The sequence below is a fragment of the Microbulbifer maximicatervae (SeqCode) genome (assembly GCF_052467615.1).
In genome coordinates, this window is sequence record NZ_CP174319.1 from 3,850,344 (window position 1) to 3,869,422 (window position 19,079).

Genomic DNA, 19,079 nt, shown 5'->3' on the forward strand with positions numbered 1-19,079 from the left:
TTATTGGTATCCAGGGACCTATGCACCCGAAAGCTCAAAATTCAGTATCCACTACCGAGGCCGTTAGCCCCTTTAAAGCGGGATTTTTACGGCAACTAACCCACTCCCTGATTCTCGCCTCGGCCCTGGCGAGCGGCGCCGCAAGTGCCAACGACTGGGATAAGGTCGAAGGGCCCAGTGCACAGACACCATCGAGTATTGGCACCTATACCAATGGCTGCCTGAGTGGCGGGGAAACCCTGCCATTGAGGGGAGAGGGCTATCAGTTGGTGAGGACTGGCCGCGACCGACATTTTGCCCACCCCCAGACCATTAACTTCCTGAAGGAGTTTTCCCAGAGCGTGGCGCAGAAAGATCTGGGCAGAATCCAGATCGGTGACATGTCTATGGCTCGAGGGGGCCCTTTCGGCAGTGGTGGGCACAACAGCCACCAAACCGGCCTGGACGTAGACATCTGGTATTCCCAGGATCGGCGAGCCGCAGAGCGTCCCCTCACCCCGTGGGAGCGTGATAATATTTCTGCTGTTGCCTTGGCTGATGAGCGCAAACACCGCCTAATCCCTGAAAACTGGGACGACCGGGTTCCCAAAATCCTGCGCTTGGCCTCAGAGGACCAGCGGGTCGAACGAATTTTTGTACACCCGACCATCAAGCGCCACCTGTGCGAAATATCCGGCGAAGATAACGAGTGGCTGCGCAAAGTGCGCCCCTGGTGGGGGCACAATTACCATTTTCATGTACGCCTGGCGTGCCCAGAGGGAAGCACCAACTGTAAGCCCCAGGCTCCGGTGACCACTGCAGCCTGTGGCAGTGACTTGGATTGGTGGTTTAGCGATGACTTCTATGCAATTCTCAATGGCACTAAACCCCAGCCGAAACAGAAAAAGCCGAAACCAAAGACCTTGCCTCAACAGTGCGAACAGGTATTAACCGCACCTTCGGCAGGCACTACGACGGAATAATTTTATGATTAACACCTTGCTTATCTGCGGCGGTGGCGGCAGCGAGCACGACGTATCCCTCAGAACTGCTGATTTTATCGAGGACAAGTTGTCAGCGGCAGAGGACATCGCCCTATTGCGGGTGGAAATGGATAACAGTGGCTGCCTTACCGACAGCCAGGGCCGGGTTTACCATATCTTTTACGATCGCAAAATTCGCGATGAAGAAGGTAACTCCTGGGATGTGGACTACGTAATTCCTGCAATTCATGGCTACCCGGGAGAGACCGGCGATTTGCAGTCGCAACTGGATATGTTCGGCATCCCCTATTTCGGCTCTGCACCTGAGCCCAGCAAAATCTGCTTTAACAAAATTAAAACCAAGATGTGGCTCAGCGCTCTGGGTATTGAAAACACACCTTACGAGTTTTTGCACAGCACTGAAGCCGAGGAACTACAAAAAGCTCATGATGCCCTGGAGAACTGGGGTGAAGTATTTGTTAAAGCCTCCAATCAGGGATCTTCCGTAGGTTGCTTTAAGGTCCGTGACAAAGAGGGCTTAGAGGCCGCGATCGAGGACGCCTTTAAGCTCTCCCCTTATGTGCTGATAGAAAAAGCATTGAAAGCCAGAGAACTGGAAGTTGCGGTTTACCACTACAACGATGATGTCATCGCAACCCGCCCGGGAGAAGTACGCGCCCCAACAGATACTTTTTACACTTATAAGGAAAAGTATGCCGAGGGCAGCCGCGCGGTCACCTTTATCGAAGCTGCTGACCTTCACGAAGAACAGCTTCAATGGATAGCCGAAGTATCCCTGCGCACTTTTAAAGCCCTAAAGCTGAAGGATTTGTCCCGCATAGACTTTTTCCTGACAGAGACCGGCGAACTCTACCTCAATGAGGTCAATACTTTTCCCGGTATGACGCCAAACTCCATGTTCCCCAAAATGATGGAAAACCACGGGCACAATTTCACCGAATACCTGGCCGGCCTGATCCGCTCTGCGGTATCTTCAACTAACGACAAGGCATAATTAAAAGGGGCCTGTTGGCCCCTTTTCTTTTTTGCTCATTTTGATCCGACGGCTAGTGCAACAACCACCCCTGTTGACGCCGCCGTGAAAACTGGCCGCGCAGAAACTCCATCTGATCGCCGCGAATCCGCTCACTGTTAATCAGGGCAAGGTATTCAGCTGCATTGGGGCAGAAGGGCAAGGCCAACAACTCCATGTCGATATTTTCCAATAATTGATTGCCCTTATGCTGGTTACAGCGCCTGCAGGCCGCAACCACATTTTCCCAGGAATCAACTCCGCCTTTGGAAACAGGAATAACATGGTCCCGTGTCAAATCCACACTTTTAAAGAAATTACCGCAATAAAGACAAGTATGGGAATCGCGAAAAAACAGTGCTCGATTTGTTAGAGGTGGGCGCCGGCGCGGACGGGCCATACGTGCACCGCCACAGGCGATAATAGCGGCCAGATCAAGGCTGGAACGATCGCCATTGCGATTAAAGCCTCCTCTCACCCGCTGGACAACACCTCCCAGCGACCATGTAACCAGCTCCCGCACGTACAGACAGGATGCCTCTTGCCAACTCAGCCATTCCAGCGGTTGTCCCGCCAGGTTTAAACGCAATATTCTCGCGTGCATAACCTCGCCTCCCCACAGTCGAATAGAACAAGGCAGCCCCGGAACTGTTTCCGTGTAATCACAACGGTTTTTATAAAGAAGAAAAAAGAAGTTTTGGAGTGACAGATCGAAGGGACTGGATGACGATGACAGAAGCTGGCGCGATTCGCAGCATTAGAAAAAACTGCCACCTTCGAAAGTAAAAGCTTGCTCCCAGACAAGATGGAGGAGTCTGAAAGCTTTTTTACCAACGAAAATACAGATGCCCACAGGCGTAGTTTTGCCTTGGGTAATACGGGCACTTCTGCTGGTAGATTACTGAATGCGCCACCCTCCGCCGGCCCATGGATAATTTGGCCGGCCTATCAACATTAAAGCGGATAACTATTACAAATTCCAGACAGCGACATGCCGCTGATGGAATAACAGCAAATTACAAAAGAAAGGTGTAAATTGTGGAAAGCGTTGCAGGCAGCAACAGGCAGGTTAAAGCAGAATGTAAAACACCGCCCAGGCAATCCGGCCCGGGCGGTGCGTCTCACAGGATGGTGCCCATATCCCTAGGGCGAGCGGCGCAATCCATTTATCCATTGCCGCAGTAGTGCAGTCCCTTTCGCGTCCTTGCAAGTTAATTATGGACATCAAGGGAGAAAAAAGTAGGGGAAATCTGCTGAATTTTGTGTAAGAGATATCTCACAAACTGAGTTACCTGTTACAAAAGGGAGGGAAGACAGGAAATTAATCCCGTGTTAACTATAGGGGTAAATAGATAAGCGCGGCAACTATAAACATCTTTATTTCAAGTTCAATCGATACCATGAAGAAAACGTTGAAATATACGCTAATATTTTTTATCGCCCTCGGCGCGGTGCTTTCTACCGCCTTAGCCACCTTTAAATCCAGCGTCAGCGTGCCTTGGCGCCAACTGGTCGGTGGTGTCAAAACAACAGAAAAAGAAGTGACAGGCCGGCTGACCGCAGCAGATGGATACTCGGTCCAGTTATTCGCAGGGGATGTTCCCGGCGCACGCTGGCTCACAGTGACCCGCAATGGAGACATCATCGTCTCCCAGCCTAAACATGGCAAAGTTTCACTTTTATTACAAGATAAAGACGGCGACGGCCGCAGTGACGGGCAAAAGACCCTAATTGATAATCTTCAACGGCCCCACGGATTATTGCTACACGACGGCTGGTTATATATTGCCGAAAGTGACGCAGTTGGACGGGTTCCCTTTGATCATTCCGATGGGCGACTCGCTGGGCGCTACCAGAGAATTATTGAAAATCTTGAGGACGATGGACACTGGACAAAAACTATTGATATGAGTCCCGATGGATGGCTTTTTCTCAGCAGTGGTTCCAGCTGCAACGTTTGTATTGAAAAGGATCCTCGCCGCGCAACCATCATGAGAATGAAACCAAACGGAGATAATTTTGAAATATACGCCACCGGCCTGCGTAATAGTGTGGGGTTCGATTGGTCTCCAAAAGATGGCGGACTTTACGCAACAGATAATGGCCGCGATTGGCTCGGCGACAACCTGCCGCCAGATGAGCTCAACCTGATTCGCAAAGACCAATTCTACGGATGGCCCTACGCCTACGGTGACCGGGTTCCCGATCCGGATCTTGGGGTGGATGCAAGCCCTGAAATCCAGCAAAAGATTGCTGACTCAATTCCTCCTGTGTACGAATTTCGCGCTCACAACGCGCCACTCGGGATTAAATTTTTGCGCAGTGTGGAACAGCCTAAGGATTATCGCCATGCAGCGCTGGTCGCCCTGCACGGCTCGTGGAATCGCAGCGTGAAAGATGGCTATAAAGTTGTCTCCCTACACTGGAGTGACGACGGGGAAATTCAACAGAGGGATTTCCTGTGGGGATTTCTCAGTAATGACCGCCAAACGGTTTACGGCCGCCCTGTCGCCATCGCCGAGGATAAACTGGGCAATATCTATATTTCCGATGACTACGCCGGTGCAGTTTATCGTGTGAGCCAAGGGGCCCCTCGCCAAGCTGTATTGACAACACAGCAGCCACAACTGCAAAAAACATCCACGGCCAACGCGCTTTCAATAGATGCCGAGGTGGTTCAACTGGGCGCGCAGCTCTATCGGTCTAACGATTGTGCCCACTGCCATCAGGCCCAGTTTCCCCTGCGCAACCTGTCCGCTAAATACACAGCGCAGACTCTGGCTGACTACTTCGATGCCCCAACACCACCAATGCCTAACTACAACTTTACGGCGGTGCAGAAAAAAGCCCTGGCGCACTATCTTTTATCTCGGGAGTCAAGCCTCTAGGAATTGCACGCCTAAACGACACTGAGAAGAGGCTCCCGGATGAGGGGGCCATGGAATTGACCCCCGCAGCGCCAGCCGCTAAGGTTGCCCCGCAATTAAGAGGCGATGCTATGGCGGCAAAGAAAAAAACAGCAACTTTTGAAGAGAGTCTCGAGGCGTTGGAACAGCTGGTTGAGCGACTCGAAGGCGGAGATCTCCCATTGGAGGAGGCTCTCGCTGATTTCGAAAAGGGAGTGAAACTCACCCGGGAGTGCCAACAGAAGCTCGCCAAAGCCGAGCAGAAAGTGAAGCTGTTAATTGAAGAGAGCGGCAATATCCGCGAGCTCCCCTTTGATGCCGACGACAACTCCGGGGACCCAGTTTAAGTGAGTTCCGCAAACCTGCCAGAGGAGCTGAAAGCCTTTCTACAGGCCTCCTCCACACGCGTCGAAAGCCGAATCCAGCAGGCGCTCAACACCCCGATCGACGGCTCAGAAAAGCTGTTCGAAGCAATGCGCTATGCCGCACTGGGCCCCGGCAAACGCCTGCGCCCCGCTCTTGTCTACGCCTGTGCCCAGGTTTTTCGGGGTGTCGATTTTGACCTGGCCTATTGCGATAGCACAGCGGCGGCCCTGGAGTGCATTCACGCCTACTCCCTGGTCCATGACGACCTGCCGGCAATGGATGACGACGACCTTCGTCGAGGTCGCCCCACCTGTCATATCGCCTATGACGAAGCCACAGCCATTCTCGCTGGCGACGCACTGCAAACCCAAGCTTTCGAGTTACTTCTCGCAGAACCGCTTGCCCCTCAATTGCAGTTACACCTTATGCGTGAGCTCGCCACTGCGGCGGGGGCCCGAGGTATGGTCGCCGGCCAGGCTATCGACCTGGACTCCGTTGACCAAACCCTCACCCTGGATCAGCTGGAGCCCATGCACCGCCTCAAGACCGGGGCTCTGATTTGTGCCAGCGCACGTATGGGCGCACTGCTGGGGGGTGCCAGCGAGAGGGAGCTGGAGGTTATTACCCGCTACGCCCAAGCCATTGGCCTGGCATTCCAGGTTCAGGACGATGTTCTCGATATCACTGCTGAAACCGCAGTTCTGGGCAAAACCCAGGGCGCCGATGCCCTGCGCAACAAACCCACTTATGTCTCTCTGCTCGGCGTCGACGGCGCCCGGGACAAGCTGGCAAAACTGCACGCCCAGGCCTCCCAGGCACTGCAAAGTCTCGATGGCGATACCCTGCTACTGCAGCAGCTCGCAGACTATATCGTGCAGCGCGGACACTAAGTCACACCCTTGCCTGTGGGGTTTGGGATGCAATATGCCCGCCACGGGCATACAATCCCCCTCAATATCACCATCTGTTGCAACTGATACATTTGATGCTCGAAGAAATTCCACGCACACGTCCGCAGACACCGCTTCTCGACTCGATCGACGACCCGGCGCAGCTGCGCGCCCTCGATGAACGCCAATTGCCGGAACTCGCCAGCCAATTGCGCGAGTACCTGCTGTATTGTGTCGGCCAGACCGGCGGGCACTTTGGCGCCGGTCTCGGTGTGGTGGAACTGACCATCGCCCTGCATTACATATTCAATACCCCGGAGGACCGGCTGGTTTGGGATGTGGGCCACCAGACCTACCCCCATAAAATCCTCACCGGTCGCCGCGAGCAGATGCTGTCCATGCGCCAGCAAGGGGGCCTGTCCGGCTTCCCCAAGCGCAGCGAGAGCCCCTACGATACCTTTGGTGTCGGTCACTCCAGCACTTCGATCAGCGCCGCCCTGGGTATGGCCCTGGGCTCCCCTGACGATCGCAAGGTAGTGGCGGTGATTGGCGATGGCGCCATGACGGCGGGAATGGCTTTCGAAGCCCTGAACCACGCCTCCCATACTGGCAAGGACATGTTGGTTGTTCTCAATGACAACAGTATGTCTATCTCAAAAAATGTCGGCGGTCTGGCTACCTATTTCGCCAAGATTCTGGCCAGTAAAACCTACCTGAACATGCGCGAGGGCAGCCGTAAAATACTGTCTGCCATCCCCAAAGCCTGGCAATTGGCGCGACGTACCGAAGAGCACGTCAAAGGTATGATCACGCCGGGCACCCTGTTCGAAGAACTGGGTTTTAACTACGTAGGCCCCCTGGATGGCCACAACATGCACGACCTGGTCCACACCCTGCGCAACTTGCGTAGCCAGCCGGGCCCGCAACTCCTGCATATTGCCACCACCAAGGGCAAAGGCTTCGGCCCTGCTGAAGAAGATCCGGTGGGCTACCACGCGCTGAACAAGCTGGAGCCGGAAGCCAAGGTGCAAGTAGCCGTACCCGGCAAGAAGAAACTGCCCAAGTACCAGGATATTTTTGGCCAGTGGCTGTGCGATGCCGCAGAACAGGACGAGCGCCTGGTCGCTATTACCCCGGCCATGTGTGAGGGCTCCGGTATGGTGGAGTTCTCCAAGCGCTTCCCGGACCGCTTCCACGACGTAGCCATTGCCGAACAGCACGCCGTCACTCTCGCTGCGGGCCTCGCCTGTGAAGACCAGAAGCCGGTAGTTGCTATTTATTCGACATTTTTACAGCGCGGCTACGACCAAATGGTGCACGATGTGGCAATCCAAAACCTGGATGTCACTTTCGCCATCGACCGCGCCGGCCTGGTTGGGGAAGACGGCCCCACGCACGCGGGTAGTTTTGACCTCACATTTATGCGCTGCCTGCCCTACCTGGCTATCGCCGCGCCCAGTGACGAAAACGAATGCCGCCAGCTGCTCTATACCGCCTACAAACACAACGGCCCCACTGCTGTGCGCTATCCGCGCGGAACCGGTATGGGTACCGCCATCAACAAGGAAATGACAGAGCTACCGATCGGCAAGGGGCGCTTGTTGCGCCAGGGCAGTGGTGTAGCCATCCTTAGCTTCGGAACCTTACTCGGCCCCGCTATGGCCGCTGCAGAGCAGCTGGGGGCCTCCGTAGCCGATATGCGCTGGGTAAAACCCCTGGACGAGACAATGATCGATGAACTTGCCGAGAGTCACCAACTCTTAGTTACCATCGAAGAGAACACCATTGCTGGTGGTGCTGGCAGTGCCGTACTCGAATACCTCAATAGCACTGCGCGGTCGGTACCGGTGTTGCAACTGGGGCTTCCAGATCAAATTATTGAGCACGGCAAGCACAAAGACCTGCTGGCGGCCATCGGCCTCAATGCCTCCGGTATTGAGGAACAGATTCGCAGGCGCTTGCAACTGATCAATCACCAGGAGTTTGGCAGTCGCACAGCGGCAGCCAACTGACCCAGCCCGCCTTTGGCAGCCAGCTAATGCGGCTGGCTGCTCTTCAAATGCCCGGCAATAAATTGCCGGCAGTGGTAACAAACCACCCATTGACTAAATCCGGCCACTATTGGGGCCACACGTTTTCACTTGAGGGGATTATGTCGTTTATCAGAAAAGCCCTATTTACATCCCTGGGACTTGTTGTGAGCCTCAATGCCTCAGCGATGGACCAGGACACCTTCCGAAAAGCTTACAAATCCCTTCCTGAGAGCAGCGCCTCCGAGCGCCTCATTGCCCTGCAGGATTTACGCTATCGCTGGATCATGGAGAGTTATCCCAGCCAGGCAACCTACGAGGGCTATCCCGGGCAAAATCATCGCTGGGTGGATAACTCTCTTAAGTCTGTGGAACTGCGTCAAAAGCAGACCAGAATCCTTTTAGGGGCTGCACGTAATATCGATCAAAGCGATCTGCCAGCCGAACAGCAATTGGATTACCAACTGCTCTACCAGGATTTGTTGGGGGAAGTAAAAGGCTTCCAGTTCCCGGATCACCTGCAACCGCTTACCCATATGAGCGGCATCCAACGCAGTATACCGGAAGTGATCAACAGCATGCCCAAGCGCACTGCAACCGATTACGAAACAATAATCAGCCGTCTGGAAAGGTTGCCAATTCTGATTGAACAAACCCAGGGGCTGATGCGCCGGGGCCTGCGCAAAGGAGTCACACCACCACAAATCACCTTGCGCGACCTACCGCGTCAAATACGCGCACTGGTACCTGCCGCGCCGGAGCAAAGTCCATTGCTGACTGCATTTAATCAAATGCCTGAGGCCATTCCAGCAACTAAGCGGAAAAGCCTGCAGCAACGCGCCTATGCCATTTACAGTAAACAACTGGTACCGGCCTGGCAGGGTATGGCTGAATTTGTTGAGCGAAAATATATTCCCGAGGCCCAGGTGGATACGGCTTTAACCAGCCGCCCCGACGGCCTGCGCTGGTACGCCCATAAAGTGGAAGAGAATACCACCACCGACCTCAGCCCCGAGGAGATTCACCGCATTGGGCTTGCGGAAGTGAAGCGAATTCGTGGGGAGATGGATAGAGTTATCCAGAAGACAGGCTTCCAGGGAGACTTCAAAGCATTCACCGAGTTTCTGCGTACCGACCCGCGCTTTTACCACACCAGCCGGGAGGGGTTACTACGGGATTACCGCGATATTGCCAAGCGCATTGATGCAGAGCTGCCCGCTCTGTTCGGCACCTTGCCACGCCTACCCTATGGCGTGAAACCGATACCCAGTTATTCAGAACAATCCCAAACCACAGCTTATTATCTGCCCGGCTCCAACGAAGCTGGCCGTGCAGGTATCTTCTTTGCCAATACCTACAACCTGCCCAGCCGCCCGAAATGGGAAATGGAGGCGCTCACAGTGCACGAGGCGATGCCGGGTCACCACCTGCAGATTGCCCTGGCACAAGAGCAAACTGATATTCACCCACTGCGCCGTATGACTCTCTATACAGCATTTGTAGAGGGTTGGGGCCTTTACTCCGAAAGCCTCGGTTACGACCTGGGCCTGTATAAAAACCCCTACAGCGAGTTCGGTGCACTCACTTACGATATGTGGCGTGCTGTGCGTTTGGTAGTGGATACCGGTATGCACCAGCTGGGCTGGAGCCGCGAGGAAGCGATCGAGTACTTTATGGAAAACAGCGCCAAGCCACTCCACGATGTGACCGTCGAGATCGACCGCTATCTGGTTTGGCCGGGCCAGGCCCTGGCCTACAAACTGGGACAACTCAAAATTAAAGAGCTGCGTGCGGAAGCGGAGGAAACCCTGGACAGCAATTTCGACATTCGCAGTTTCCATGACGCTCTGTTGGGATCTGGAGCACTGCCACTGAATATTCTTGAAGAGCGCATGGACAACTGGCTGGAAAGCCAGGCCTCTGTATCTGTTCATATCGACATGCAGCAAGCTGAACAACCCGCCACCAGCTGACGATTTTTGCGGCAGGAATTACCTGCCCGCCTATTTATTCTCTATTTTCACCTACCTTTTGCAATGAGACACAAGTCCATTGCAAAAGGGTTTTCTATCGGTGAACAATCACTACGACCTCGCCGTAATTGGGGGTGGCAATGCCGCTCTGTGCGCAGCGATAACTGCTGCCGAACTCGGGGCCAAGGTGATTATTCTAGAAACTGCGCCCAAACCCTATCGAGGCGGTAATTCCCGTCACACCAGGGATATACGCTGTATGCACCGAGGTCCCCTAGGCCCACTGGAAAGTGACTACAGTGAAGACGAGTACTACGAAGATCTATTAAAGGTTACCGGGGGTAAAACCAATGAGCAGTTAGCTCGGTTGGTGATACGCTCTTCGGAAAGCGCACTTCCCTGGATGCAAAAACACGGAGTCCACTTCCAAGCTCCTCTGTCCGGCACACTATCCCTCACGCGCACAAATGCTTTTTTCCTTGGCGGCGGTAAGTCCCTGGTTAACGCCTATTACCGAACTGCAGGCAAATTAGGTGTTGATGTGCTGTATCGGGCACACGTTAAGCACTTGCAGCTGGAGGGCAATCATGTTACTCGTGTCGACTATGTTTACGAGGGGCAGCAATACCAAATTGAACCCAGCTCAGTTGTAGTTGCCTCCGGCGGATTTGAAGCCAATCTGGAGTGGCTGGAAAAAGCCTGGGGGCCAGCTGCCGAAAATTTCCTGATACGCGGAACACCTTATAACCGGGGTGTGGTGTTGGAGGATTTACTGGAGCAAGGCGTACTGTCCGTCGGAGATCCCACCCAGTGCCATGCAGTGGCAATTGACGGGCGAGCGCCGAAGTTTGATGGCGGCATAGTAACGCGCCTCGATTGCGTGCCCTTTTCCATCGTCGTTAACAAACAAGCTCGGCGCTTTTATGACGAGGGAGAGGATATTTGGCCCAAACGCTATGCCATCTGGGGCCGCCTTGTCGCACAACAGCCAGACCAGGTGGCTTTTGCAATTATCGACTCCAAGTCTTTAAAAATGTTCATGCCGTCAGCATTCCCTCCTACCGAGGCTAGTACCTTGGAGGAAATCGCGGAAAAAACCGGTTTACCCTCTGAAAAACTGATCGACACAATAGCGACCTTCAACGCTGCCTGTAGCAGTAGTGAAACTTTTCATCCCACTGAGTTAGATGGTCTCACCACCACCGGTCTGACACCAGAAAAGACCAATTGGGCCCGTCCTATCAACGAGCCACCATTTTACTGCTATAGCTTGCGCACCGGGGTTACCTTTACCTACCTGGCGCTCAAGGTTGATGAGAATGCCCAGTGCAGCACTGCCACAGGGCTGGTAAAAAATCTGTGGGCTGCTGGGGAAACCATGGCCGGGTCAATTCTCAGTCAGGGATATCTAGCCGGCCTGGGTATGATGATCGGCACCGTTTTTGGACGTATCGCTGGCAGGGAAGCCGCTAACTATGCAATTGGATAATTTGGAAGAGGCACAGCGGCAAGCAGAAATTTGTAATGCTTGTCGCTATTGCGAGGGCTACTGTGCCGTTTTTCCAGCACTTCAACTACACCGCTCTTTCTCAGAGGGAACCATCACCCAGTTGGCCAACCTTTGCCACAACTGTCGAGGCTGTTACTACGCCTGCCAGTATACCGCTCCCCACGAATTCAACATCAATATTCCCCAAGTCATGGCTGAAGCACGACAGAAAAGCTGGGAGTCTTTTGCCTGGCCCGGAGGTATCGCCAGAATTTTCCAAAAACGCGGCAGTCTGATCGCCATGGTCACTATCATCGGATTTGCCGTTATCTTTTATGTGATAAGAGCACTGAAACCCAGTGGTGGCGAGGGCTTCTACGCAGTTATTTCCCACGCCACTATGACCGGAATTTTTCTACCCGCTTTTCTATACCCATTGTTTAGTCTAGGGATCAGTTTACGTCGCTACTGGAGGAAGGTCGGCGGGGAAAAAATTTCCTGGGATCACTTTAGAAGAGCATTAATCTCTGCAGGGAAACTAAAGAATCTATCCGGGGGCCACGGGGACGGATGTAACTTCGAGGAGGAAGACCGATTCAGCAACCAGCGAAGATACGCACACCAAGCTGTTTTATACGGTTTTTTATTGTGCTTTGCCGCTACCTGCTCGGGTACTGTCATGTATTACTTTCTACACATGCCAGGGCCATACCCAATTTTTTCGATACCCAAATTACTTGGTATTCCCGGTGGTTTACTCATATTAGTAGGGGGTAGCAAACTTATCCAACTAAAGCTCAAGGCTGATCCAGAACTGGGCTCGGCAAGAGTTTGGAGTGGGGAGATGGGGTTTATTGGGCTACTGTTATTTATCGCACTCAGTGGTCTCCTACTATTTGCCCTGGGGGGAACAGCTGCACTCCCCCTACTATTGGATTTACACTTGGGTGCAGTTCTCGCTTTTTTTTTACTTACGCCCTACACCAAAATGGCTCATGGTTTTTATCGGATGGCAGCTTTGATTCGTGATGCTCAAATGAAACCTGAAAATTAAAAGCAAGCCCTTACTACATTACCAATCAAAATTAATTCCGAAGTAAATTGAGCGAGGCTCTCCGGGGAAATAGCGGCTACCACTAAAACTACTGTAATCCGCGCGCTCAGCGTAGGCTTTATCGGTAATATTCAGTATTCGAGTAGAAATTTCATATTGTTTCCACTGCCAGGCCAAATGGAGGTTCAGTAAGTCATGTCCTGGATACCGATGAGCATTTTGAGGATCTGTAAAATAGCTACCCTGATGTAACCATTCAAGCTCCGCTGATACCAAAGAATTCGGGGACCAGTGAAGTCGATAGCTACCAAAGGTCTTTGGCGCAGAATCTACAAGCTTTCCATCCAGTTCTACACCTTGCAACTCCCTTTGATCTGCATAGCGATGTTCTGCATAGCTGGTACTCACCTCTAGCCGTAAGCTTTCAGTGAATTCATAATCGACAGCCAACTCAACTCCCCAGTGCCGGGTTTTGCCATTGGACTGGTTAAAATAGTCGGCATCACGAAATATTACATTCTCCTTTTTCATCGTATAAGCCACCCACTCATATGACAAAGAGTCGCCTATTTTCCTCAGCCCTACTTCAAAGCTATTAATTTCCTCTGGATCCAGCTCTACTACCGTCTGCTCTCGCTGTAATCGATATAACTCTGTCGCTTGGGGTACACGATAACCCTGGGCCAATTGAGTAAAGAGTTGTAGTTCATTACTTAACCATAATAGCGCTCCCAACTTGGGGGATATATTTTTAAAGCTATCTTTTCGGTCATTTGGCCGGCTAAACCGACAGCCTCCAAAGTCACAGGGTAATCCATTTTCATCTGTGCGCCCGGGAAGCATTTGATTGTCGTAGTCATAGTGTGCAGATTCAATCCTGACTCCACCAGTGACTTCTAATTGATCATTAACCTTCCAGGTTGCCGATGCATAGGGGGCGATATTCCAGGCTACGATTTCATAATCGTAGTGCTTTCCCTCTGGTATGGTTGCCTGCAGAAATTCAGAGCCCTCGGTAACACTCTCTTGGGCTTCCAAGAGATATCCTTTACTTAATTCAGTATCAATACCGGTTAGCAGATTAAGCTTTTCACCCAGCTCCAGATAATAACCGCTTCTTATCCCAACACTCTCCTGGCCATTTTCCTCCATTGGTTGCCCCGGTAAATAATGCTGCAGAAAACGCATGTCAGTTTTACGGAGGTAAGGAGCCAAATGTAATTGACTAGTTTGATTCATAGGTATATCAATCAGAGAGTAAAATCTGAGAGAATTGGCATCTCGAAACGCCTCTGGATTAGGGTTGGTACGACTCAATCGACGATTGCGGTAAACTCCGTCACCCTCGAAGTAACCAGCCGTCTCCTGATTTAAGCTTGTCGCTACTAGACGAGTTCGAACTCTGCTATCACCGACCTGGTGGGTATACTGGATGCTAGCCTTTTGCTGGTCCAATCCTGACTGATCCCTATATCCTCCATCAGTCATCAAATACAAATCTGCACTGATCACATCACCTTCACTACTGAGGCGATGATCTGCTGATACACCCAATCGATAGTAATCGTGGGGCCCCGCTTCAGTGTTGAGAGATCCATTCTTTCCTTCTACAGGATCGCGGCTGATAACATTGATCAATCCATGCATTGCATTAGAGCCATAGAGGGTACCAGCAGGCCCTCTAACAACTTCGACATGCCGAGCTGTCTCGCTGAAGGATTCAAATAACTCATTGATATTACAAAATCCATTTGCTCTCAGTGGAATCCCATCCTCTGCTGTCAACAAACCACCACAGGCTCCCGCACCAGTCAGTACCGGGGAACGTAGGGCTGGCAGGTATTCCTGTCCATTCCCTCTTGCTAGGTTTGCTCCAGGTACACTCACCAGGCTTTGTTGAATATGGGTATTACCACTTTTTCTGAGTACATCATTATTTACAACAGAAATACTCTCCACCCGCTGTGAAATATCCTGTTCATATCTACCCGCAGTCACAACGATAGTTTCAATCTGAGTTTCACTGCTATGTGAAAAACTGATCGGAAGCAGAGCCAGTGCAATATAACCCAAAGTGATCTTATTTATGATCCTCAAGTCCACATCCCTATTCTTTAAAAGATAGAATATCTTATGTTGTGACCAGATAATATCAGAAAATCATATTCATGATCCTTATGAATATTAGCTAACCCTAGCTTCCTTACTAAATGGCGTAAAATTTAACATTTTAATTCTCGTTACTTTTTACGCAATAAAAAATGCAAGTAACAATCAGACAAAGAAACAAGAAAGATCAAAACTCTTAACAATTTTTACAGAGAGGTTATCTTTCGAGTACAAGCACACTAAAGTATAAAAGTAAGTATATTCAGAGTTCTACACTAGCCATAAAGAAGAATAGATTCTATATAATTGTATATACTATCACCACAGGAAATTAGCTGGCACTAAAGTAACCAATATAAACCTAAAACAATAAATCAGGATAGGTGCTAACAGCATAACCATATAAAAACAAAGAATTTATTAACGTGGTCAGGAGCTAGCTTCACAGAGCAGGGCTTAAATATTTTAGCCAGATCGAAGATCTGGCATGGTCGACATACTTAGATTTAAGCCTTCATATATACAGATAAAGATTTAAACAGGTCATGCCTCTCACTGTTTTCTGCTCTATTCTAATCTCTTTCATAATAGGTATAACCTTGCATACTTGCATTGAAGGTCTTAATTATTTGCTGACGTTCACGAGCGCTAATACGCCCACTGCGAACAGCCGCTTCAACCTTATTACGAAAACGCGTCTTTACTTCATGCGGCTGATACTCGACATAACTTAAAACATCCTCAATAGTATCCCCATGAACCTCTTTCACAAACTCAAAGCTGGCATCTGAATTCAGTCTCACACTGACAACATTCGTATCACCAAATAAATTATGCAGATCACCTAGAGTTTCCTGATAAGCGCCCACTAGGAAAACACCGAGGTAATACTCCTCGCCGTGCTTTATTGAATGCAGAGGTAAGGTTCTTTCGACTTCCTGGTTGACCACGAATCTCTCAATTTTTCCATCACAATCACAGGTAATGTCGGCCAAGATAGCACGCCGACTTGGAGTCTCATTTAGTCGATGAATAGGCATAACAGGAAATAACTGATCAATAGCCCAGCTATCAGGTAAAGACTGAAATAAACTAAAATTACCATAATAGATATCAGCTAATGAATCTGCCAAGCCTTCCAGATCTTCAGGTATTCGCTCCATTTCTGAAAGAGTCTCTTTTATACGATGCAAAACATTATAATAAATTGTCTCTGATACAGAACGAACACGAAGATCTATTTGGCCACGCTTAAATAGTTCGCGAACTTCGTCCCGATAAAACTGCGCATCATTGAAGCACTCTTGCAATCTTTGAGGCTTCAAATAAGTCAGAATTTCACGCATATTTTGAAGCAATTGATGCTCATCTTCCTCAGCTTCTTTTAGCTCTTCTGAGTCGAAACTTACAACATCAAGGATATTAAAGAGCAAAATTGATGTGTAGGCTACAGTAGCACGACCAGACTCCGTAACAATTATCGGGTGGGGTAAGTTCTTGCTATCTAATGTACTCTTAATTGTATCAATAATATCTTCGCAGTATTCCTCAAGTGAATAATTGCGGCTTTGCCCGGTACTTGACTGTCTACCGGTGTAGTCAACTGCTAAACCACCACCTAAATCAATATACTTTAATGCCGCGCCCTCTTTACATAAATCGGAGTAATAGCGACAGGCTTCTAGTACACCACCGCGGATATCGCGGATATTCGGAATCTGAGAGCCCAAATGGCAATGTAGTAACTCAAGGCAATTGAGCATTTGATGCTCTTTTAAGTAATCAACCACATGTATAAGTTGGCTTGATGACAGTCCGAATACACTTCTCTCACCACTGGTAGCACTCCAATGCCCACTCACTTGAGTCGTCATTTTAACGCGCACGCCAATATGAGGGAAAATATCTAACGCTTGACTTCGCTCTACAATAATCGGCAGTTCGGTTAAGGTTTCAATAACAAAGATACATTTCAATCCAAGTTTTGTTGCCTCTAACCCCAATTCTATAAATTCTTGGTCCTTATAGCCATTACAAATAATTAGGCTATCAAGTTCTTCGATGGTGGATAAAGCTGCAATCATTTCGGCTTTACTACCAACTTCAAATCCATGTTGATAGCGAGAACCAAATTGAGCTACTTCATCGACAATTTGGGCCTGCTGGTTTACTTTAATTGGATAAACACCTTGGTATTTATTCTGGTAATCCAGTTTTTCGATTATCTGACGGAAAGTTTCATTAAGTGAGCTAATACTTTTATCAAGAATATTCTCGACACGCAGTAAAACAGGCATGTGTAAATCGCGGTCCCGCATACCCTCTACAATTTGCATCAAGGGAACAGCGTCTGCCCCATCATCACTAGGATTTTTTATGACAACATTACCCTGTGAATCTATATCGAAATAACCATTGCCCCACTGGTTCACACCATAAATATTACCTGCCTCAGCTATATTCCACTGAGTATTAACTTCACTCTCTAGTTTATCTTTCTCTAACATCTTTTTACCATTAAGAATTCATTAGATTCCATTGAAGTGAACATTCCACACCTTTCGCAAATCGTAAGAAGTGGGAATCGATGCAATCTATGACCTCTTTTAACTCCGCATCAGAGTTAGCACCACAACGCAAATCCAATTGATCTCCACTTCCGTTCATATCACAGAAACCCATATCAAATTCAATATGGCCGCACTCGCTGCTCCAGTGGGCATTAACTTTATGAGCGAAGTGCTTACATAAACGCCTAATCATCCTCTCGCTGTCAATGTGAATTACCGTTGAAAAAGCTAAAAATTGGCTATCATGCTCAGCCTCAACTTTATTAATAGTGCTCATATCCCCACTTCTTAATTAATTCACTTTATGCCGAGCCAACTTTCAAGCGAAAAGATGTATTCAGCAATTAACATCTTTGGTAATGATAATCATTATCAAAGATGTTAATTGCTTTTATGCCCGAAAAAAACCACTTTTACAATTGTTACGACAGCATAACAGCTAATAAAAACCGTCAATAATTAAAACATTTTGAACTCAAAGACAGCTTTAAGCTTGCTAATGTTAAACAAGCCTGATTAGAATTTTAGAAAGGAGAAAATACTTGAATAATGCCTAAACCGATACTTAGTACACCTAAATTTACCGTTTAACTTAAGCTAGTCTTTTATTATGAAAATCTATACCCTTTGCCATGAATCGTAGCAAAGCGGTCAGCCGATATACCAACTTCAATAAACTTTTTCCTGATACGACTAAGATGCATCTCAAGGCTTCGATCATAACGGGAAAATTGCCTGTTGAGTACCGCACGATATAAAAATTGCTTACTAACTACCTTGAATCGGTTCTCAGCGAGTATCCAAAGTAGTCGAAACTGAATAGGTGTAAACGCTAAATTATCTCCCCTATAAAAAACCTGCTGCTTTGATTTTAATAACCTTAAATGATCGATATCAATCTCACCCTCAATGTTACTTTCCCCCTTGTGAGTTCTACGCAGTATTGCGTTTACACGCAGCACTACCTCGGTGGAATCAATCGGTTTGGATATAAAATCATCAGCCCCCTGCCGAAAGCTCTCTATCCTTTTTGCCGTTGTATTAATTGAAGAGAGAACAATTACAGGCGTTTGCCCCCAGCTACGTATAGCCTGTAAAGGTGATAAATCATCATTGGTGGGCAAAAACGCATTAACTAAAATAAGATCAAAATAGTCTGCGGGCATTACCATCAACCCTTCACTAACATCTTGACATTGAGTGACATTAAATCCTTGTTTTTGCAAAGTGCCGCTCAATTGTCTGCTTATTTTAGTATCACTTTCCAATATTAAAATATGCGCAGTTGCCACAACAGCCTCTTATCCACAACCAAATTAAAACTTGAATTTTTTGAATCCAAAATTATTCATAGCGCAAAAATACTCTCGCCCACCGACGACCTTAATATGGGGGAACCCGACTGGAACCTACACATAGCTCTTACTTTTGACGTCTGACAGTAATTTTAATAGTACATTTTCTAAACTATTTTCAATGGATACACATATGACTTACCAGGACATTTAGCACTGCAAAACATCAATACTGCTGCGCACTTCCTGTACAACCATTGCCCGGGACACGCCACTAGCATGCTTAGTGCCCAACACAATATTGCATTGGCTATAACACAAATCTGTTCACATTTAGAACATCAAAACTTCACGATGCAGCTTTATGTATCAACCTAAATTCACCGATATTAATGATAATCA

At 49.1% G+C, this 19,079-nt stretch carries 14 protein-coding genes; 9 read left to right on the forward strand and 5 right to left on the reverse strand.

Annotated elements, in window-relative coordinates; translation table 11 throughout:
* The first annotated feature begins 20 nt into the window (after nucleotides 1-20).
* The gene (gene mepA, locus ACJJIM_RS17015; protein WP_444911541.1) at nucleotides 21-962 is read left to right on the forward strand and encodes a penicillin-insensitive murein endopeptidase; all 942 of its coding nucleotides are present in this window, start codon (nucleotides 21-23) and stop codon (nucleotides 960-962) included.
* 4 nt (nucleotides 963-966) lie between these two features.
* Entirely contained in the window at nucleotides 967-1,977 is a 1,011-nt protein-coding gene (locus tag ACJJIM_RS17020; RefSeq protein WP_444911542.1) for a D-alanine--D-alanine ligase, read from the forward strand.
* 52 nt (nucleotides 1,978-2,029) lie between these two features.
* Here the strand turns inward: ACJJIM_RS17020 and ACJJIM_RS17025 are convergent, their stop codons facing one another.
* A complete protein-coding gene (locus tag ACJJIM_RS17025) occupies nucleotides 2,030-2,599 on the reverse strand; it encodes an HNH endonuclease (RefSeq protein ID WP_282931208.1) in 570 nt (189 codons plus the stop codon).
* Between the two features lie 796 nt (nucleotides 2,600-3,395).
* Between ACJJIM_RS17025 and ACJJIM_RS17030 the strand changes: the two genes are divergently transcribed.
* From ACJJIM_RS17030 to tcuB, 7 genes are all read left to right on the forward strand, one after another.
* The gene (locus tag ACJJIM_RS17030; RefSeq protein ID WP_444911543.1) at nucleotides 3,396-4,883 is read left to right on the forward strand and encodes a PQQ-dependent sugar dehydrogenase; all 1,488 of its coding nucleotides are present in this window, start codon (nucleotides 3,396-3,398) and stop codon (nucleotides 4,881-4,883) included.
* Nucleotides 4,884-4,933: 50 nt separating this feature from the next.
* Complete coding sequence (locus tag ACJJIM_RS17035; protein WP_413663362.1) at nucleotides 4,934-5,248, forward strand: exodeoxyribonuclease VII small subunit; 315 nt, start codon at nucleotides 4,934-4,936, stop codon at nucleotides 5,246-5,248.
* Nucleotides 5,249-5,263: 15 nt separating this feature from the next.
* Nucleotides 5,264-6,157, forward strand: coding sequence for a polyprenyl synthetase family protein (locus ACJJIM_RS17040; protein ID WP_444913400.1), 894 nt, complete (start codon nucleotides 5,264-5,266; stop codon nucleotides 6,155-6,157).
* 95 nt (nucleotides 6,158-6,252) lie between these two features.
* The gene (gene dxs / locus ACJJIM_RS17045) at nucleotides 6,253-8,169 is read left to right on the forward strand and encodes a 1-deoxy-D-xylulose-5-phosphate synthase (protein WP_444911544.1); all 1,917 of its coding nucleotides are present in this window, start codon (nucleotides 6,253-6,255) and stop codon (nucleotides 8,167-8,169) included.
* Between the two features lie 140 nt (nucleotides 8,170-8,309).
* The gene (locus ACJJIM_RS17050) at nucleotides 8,310-10,160 is read left to right on the forward strand and encodes a DUF885 domain-containing protein (RefSeq protein ID WP_444911545.1); all 1,851 of its coding nucleotides are present in this window, start codon (nucleotides 8,310-8,312) and stop codon (nucleotides 10,158-10,160) included.
* A gap of 100 nt (nucleotides 10,161-10,260) precedes the next feature.
* Nucleotides 10,261-11,649, forward strand: a complete 1,389-nt coding sequence (gene tcuA / locus ACJJIM_RS17055; protein WP_444911546.1) for an FAD-dependent tricarballylate dehydrogenase TcuA — start codon at nucleotides 10,261-10,263, stop codon at nucleotides 11,647-11,649.
* Nucleotides 11,636-12,703, forward strand: coding sequence for a tricarballylate utilization 4Fe-4S protein TcuB (gene tcuB / locus ACJJIM_RS17060; protein WP_444911547.1), 1,068 nt, complete (start codon nucleotides 11,636-11,638; stop codon nucleotides 12,701-12,703). Before tcuA ends, tcuB begins: the two co-directional genes overlap by 14 nt.
* An 18-nt stretch (nucleotides 12,704-12,721) precedes the next feature.
* On the opposite strand, the gene ACJJIM_RS17065 is transcribed toward tcuB, so the two are convergent.
* The 4 genes from ACJJIM_RS17065 to ACJJIM_RS17080 all read right to left on the reverse strand — a co-directional run bounded on the left by ACJJIM_RS17065 (nucleotide 12,722) and on the right by ACJJIM_RS17080 (nucleotide 18,674).
* Nucleotides 12,722-14,800 (reverse strand): TonB-dependent receptor, encoded by a 2,079-nt coding sequence (locus ACJJIM_RS17065; RefSeq protein ID WP_444911548.1) that lies wholly within the window; start codon nucleotides 14,798-14,800, stop codon nucleotides 12,722-12,724.
* Between the two features lie 584 nt (nucleotides 14,801-15,384).
* Nucleotides 15,385-17,319 (reverse strand): biosynthetic arginine decarboxylase, encoded by a 1,935-nt coding sequence (speA, locus tag ACJJIM_RS17070; protein WP_444911549.1) that lies wholly within the window; start codon nucleotides 17,317-17,319, stop codon nucleotides 15,385-15,387.
* Nucleotides 17,320-17,329: 10 nt separating this feature from the next.
* Nucleotides 17,330-17,659, reverse strand: coding sequence for a DUF2218 domain-containing protein (locus ACJJIM_RS17075; protein ID WP_413663369.1), 330 nt, complete (start codon nucleotides 17,657-17,659; stop codon nucleotides 17,330-17,332).
* A gap of 331 nt (nucleotides 17,660-17,990) precedes the next feature.
* Nucleotides 17,991-18,674 (reverse strand): response regulator transcription factor, encoded by a 684-nt coding sequence (locus ACJJIM_RS17080; protein WP_413663370.1) that lies wholly within the window; start codon nucleotides 18,672-18,674, stop codon nucleotides 17,991-17,993.
* Nucleotides 18,675-19,079: the final 405 nt, after the last annotated feature.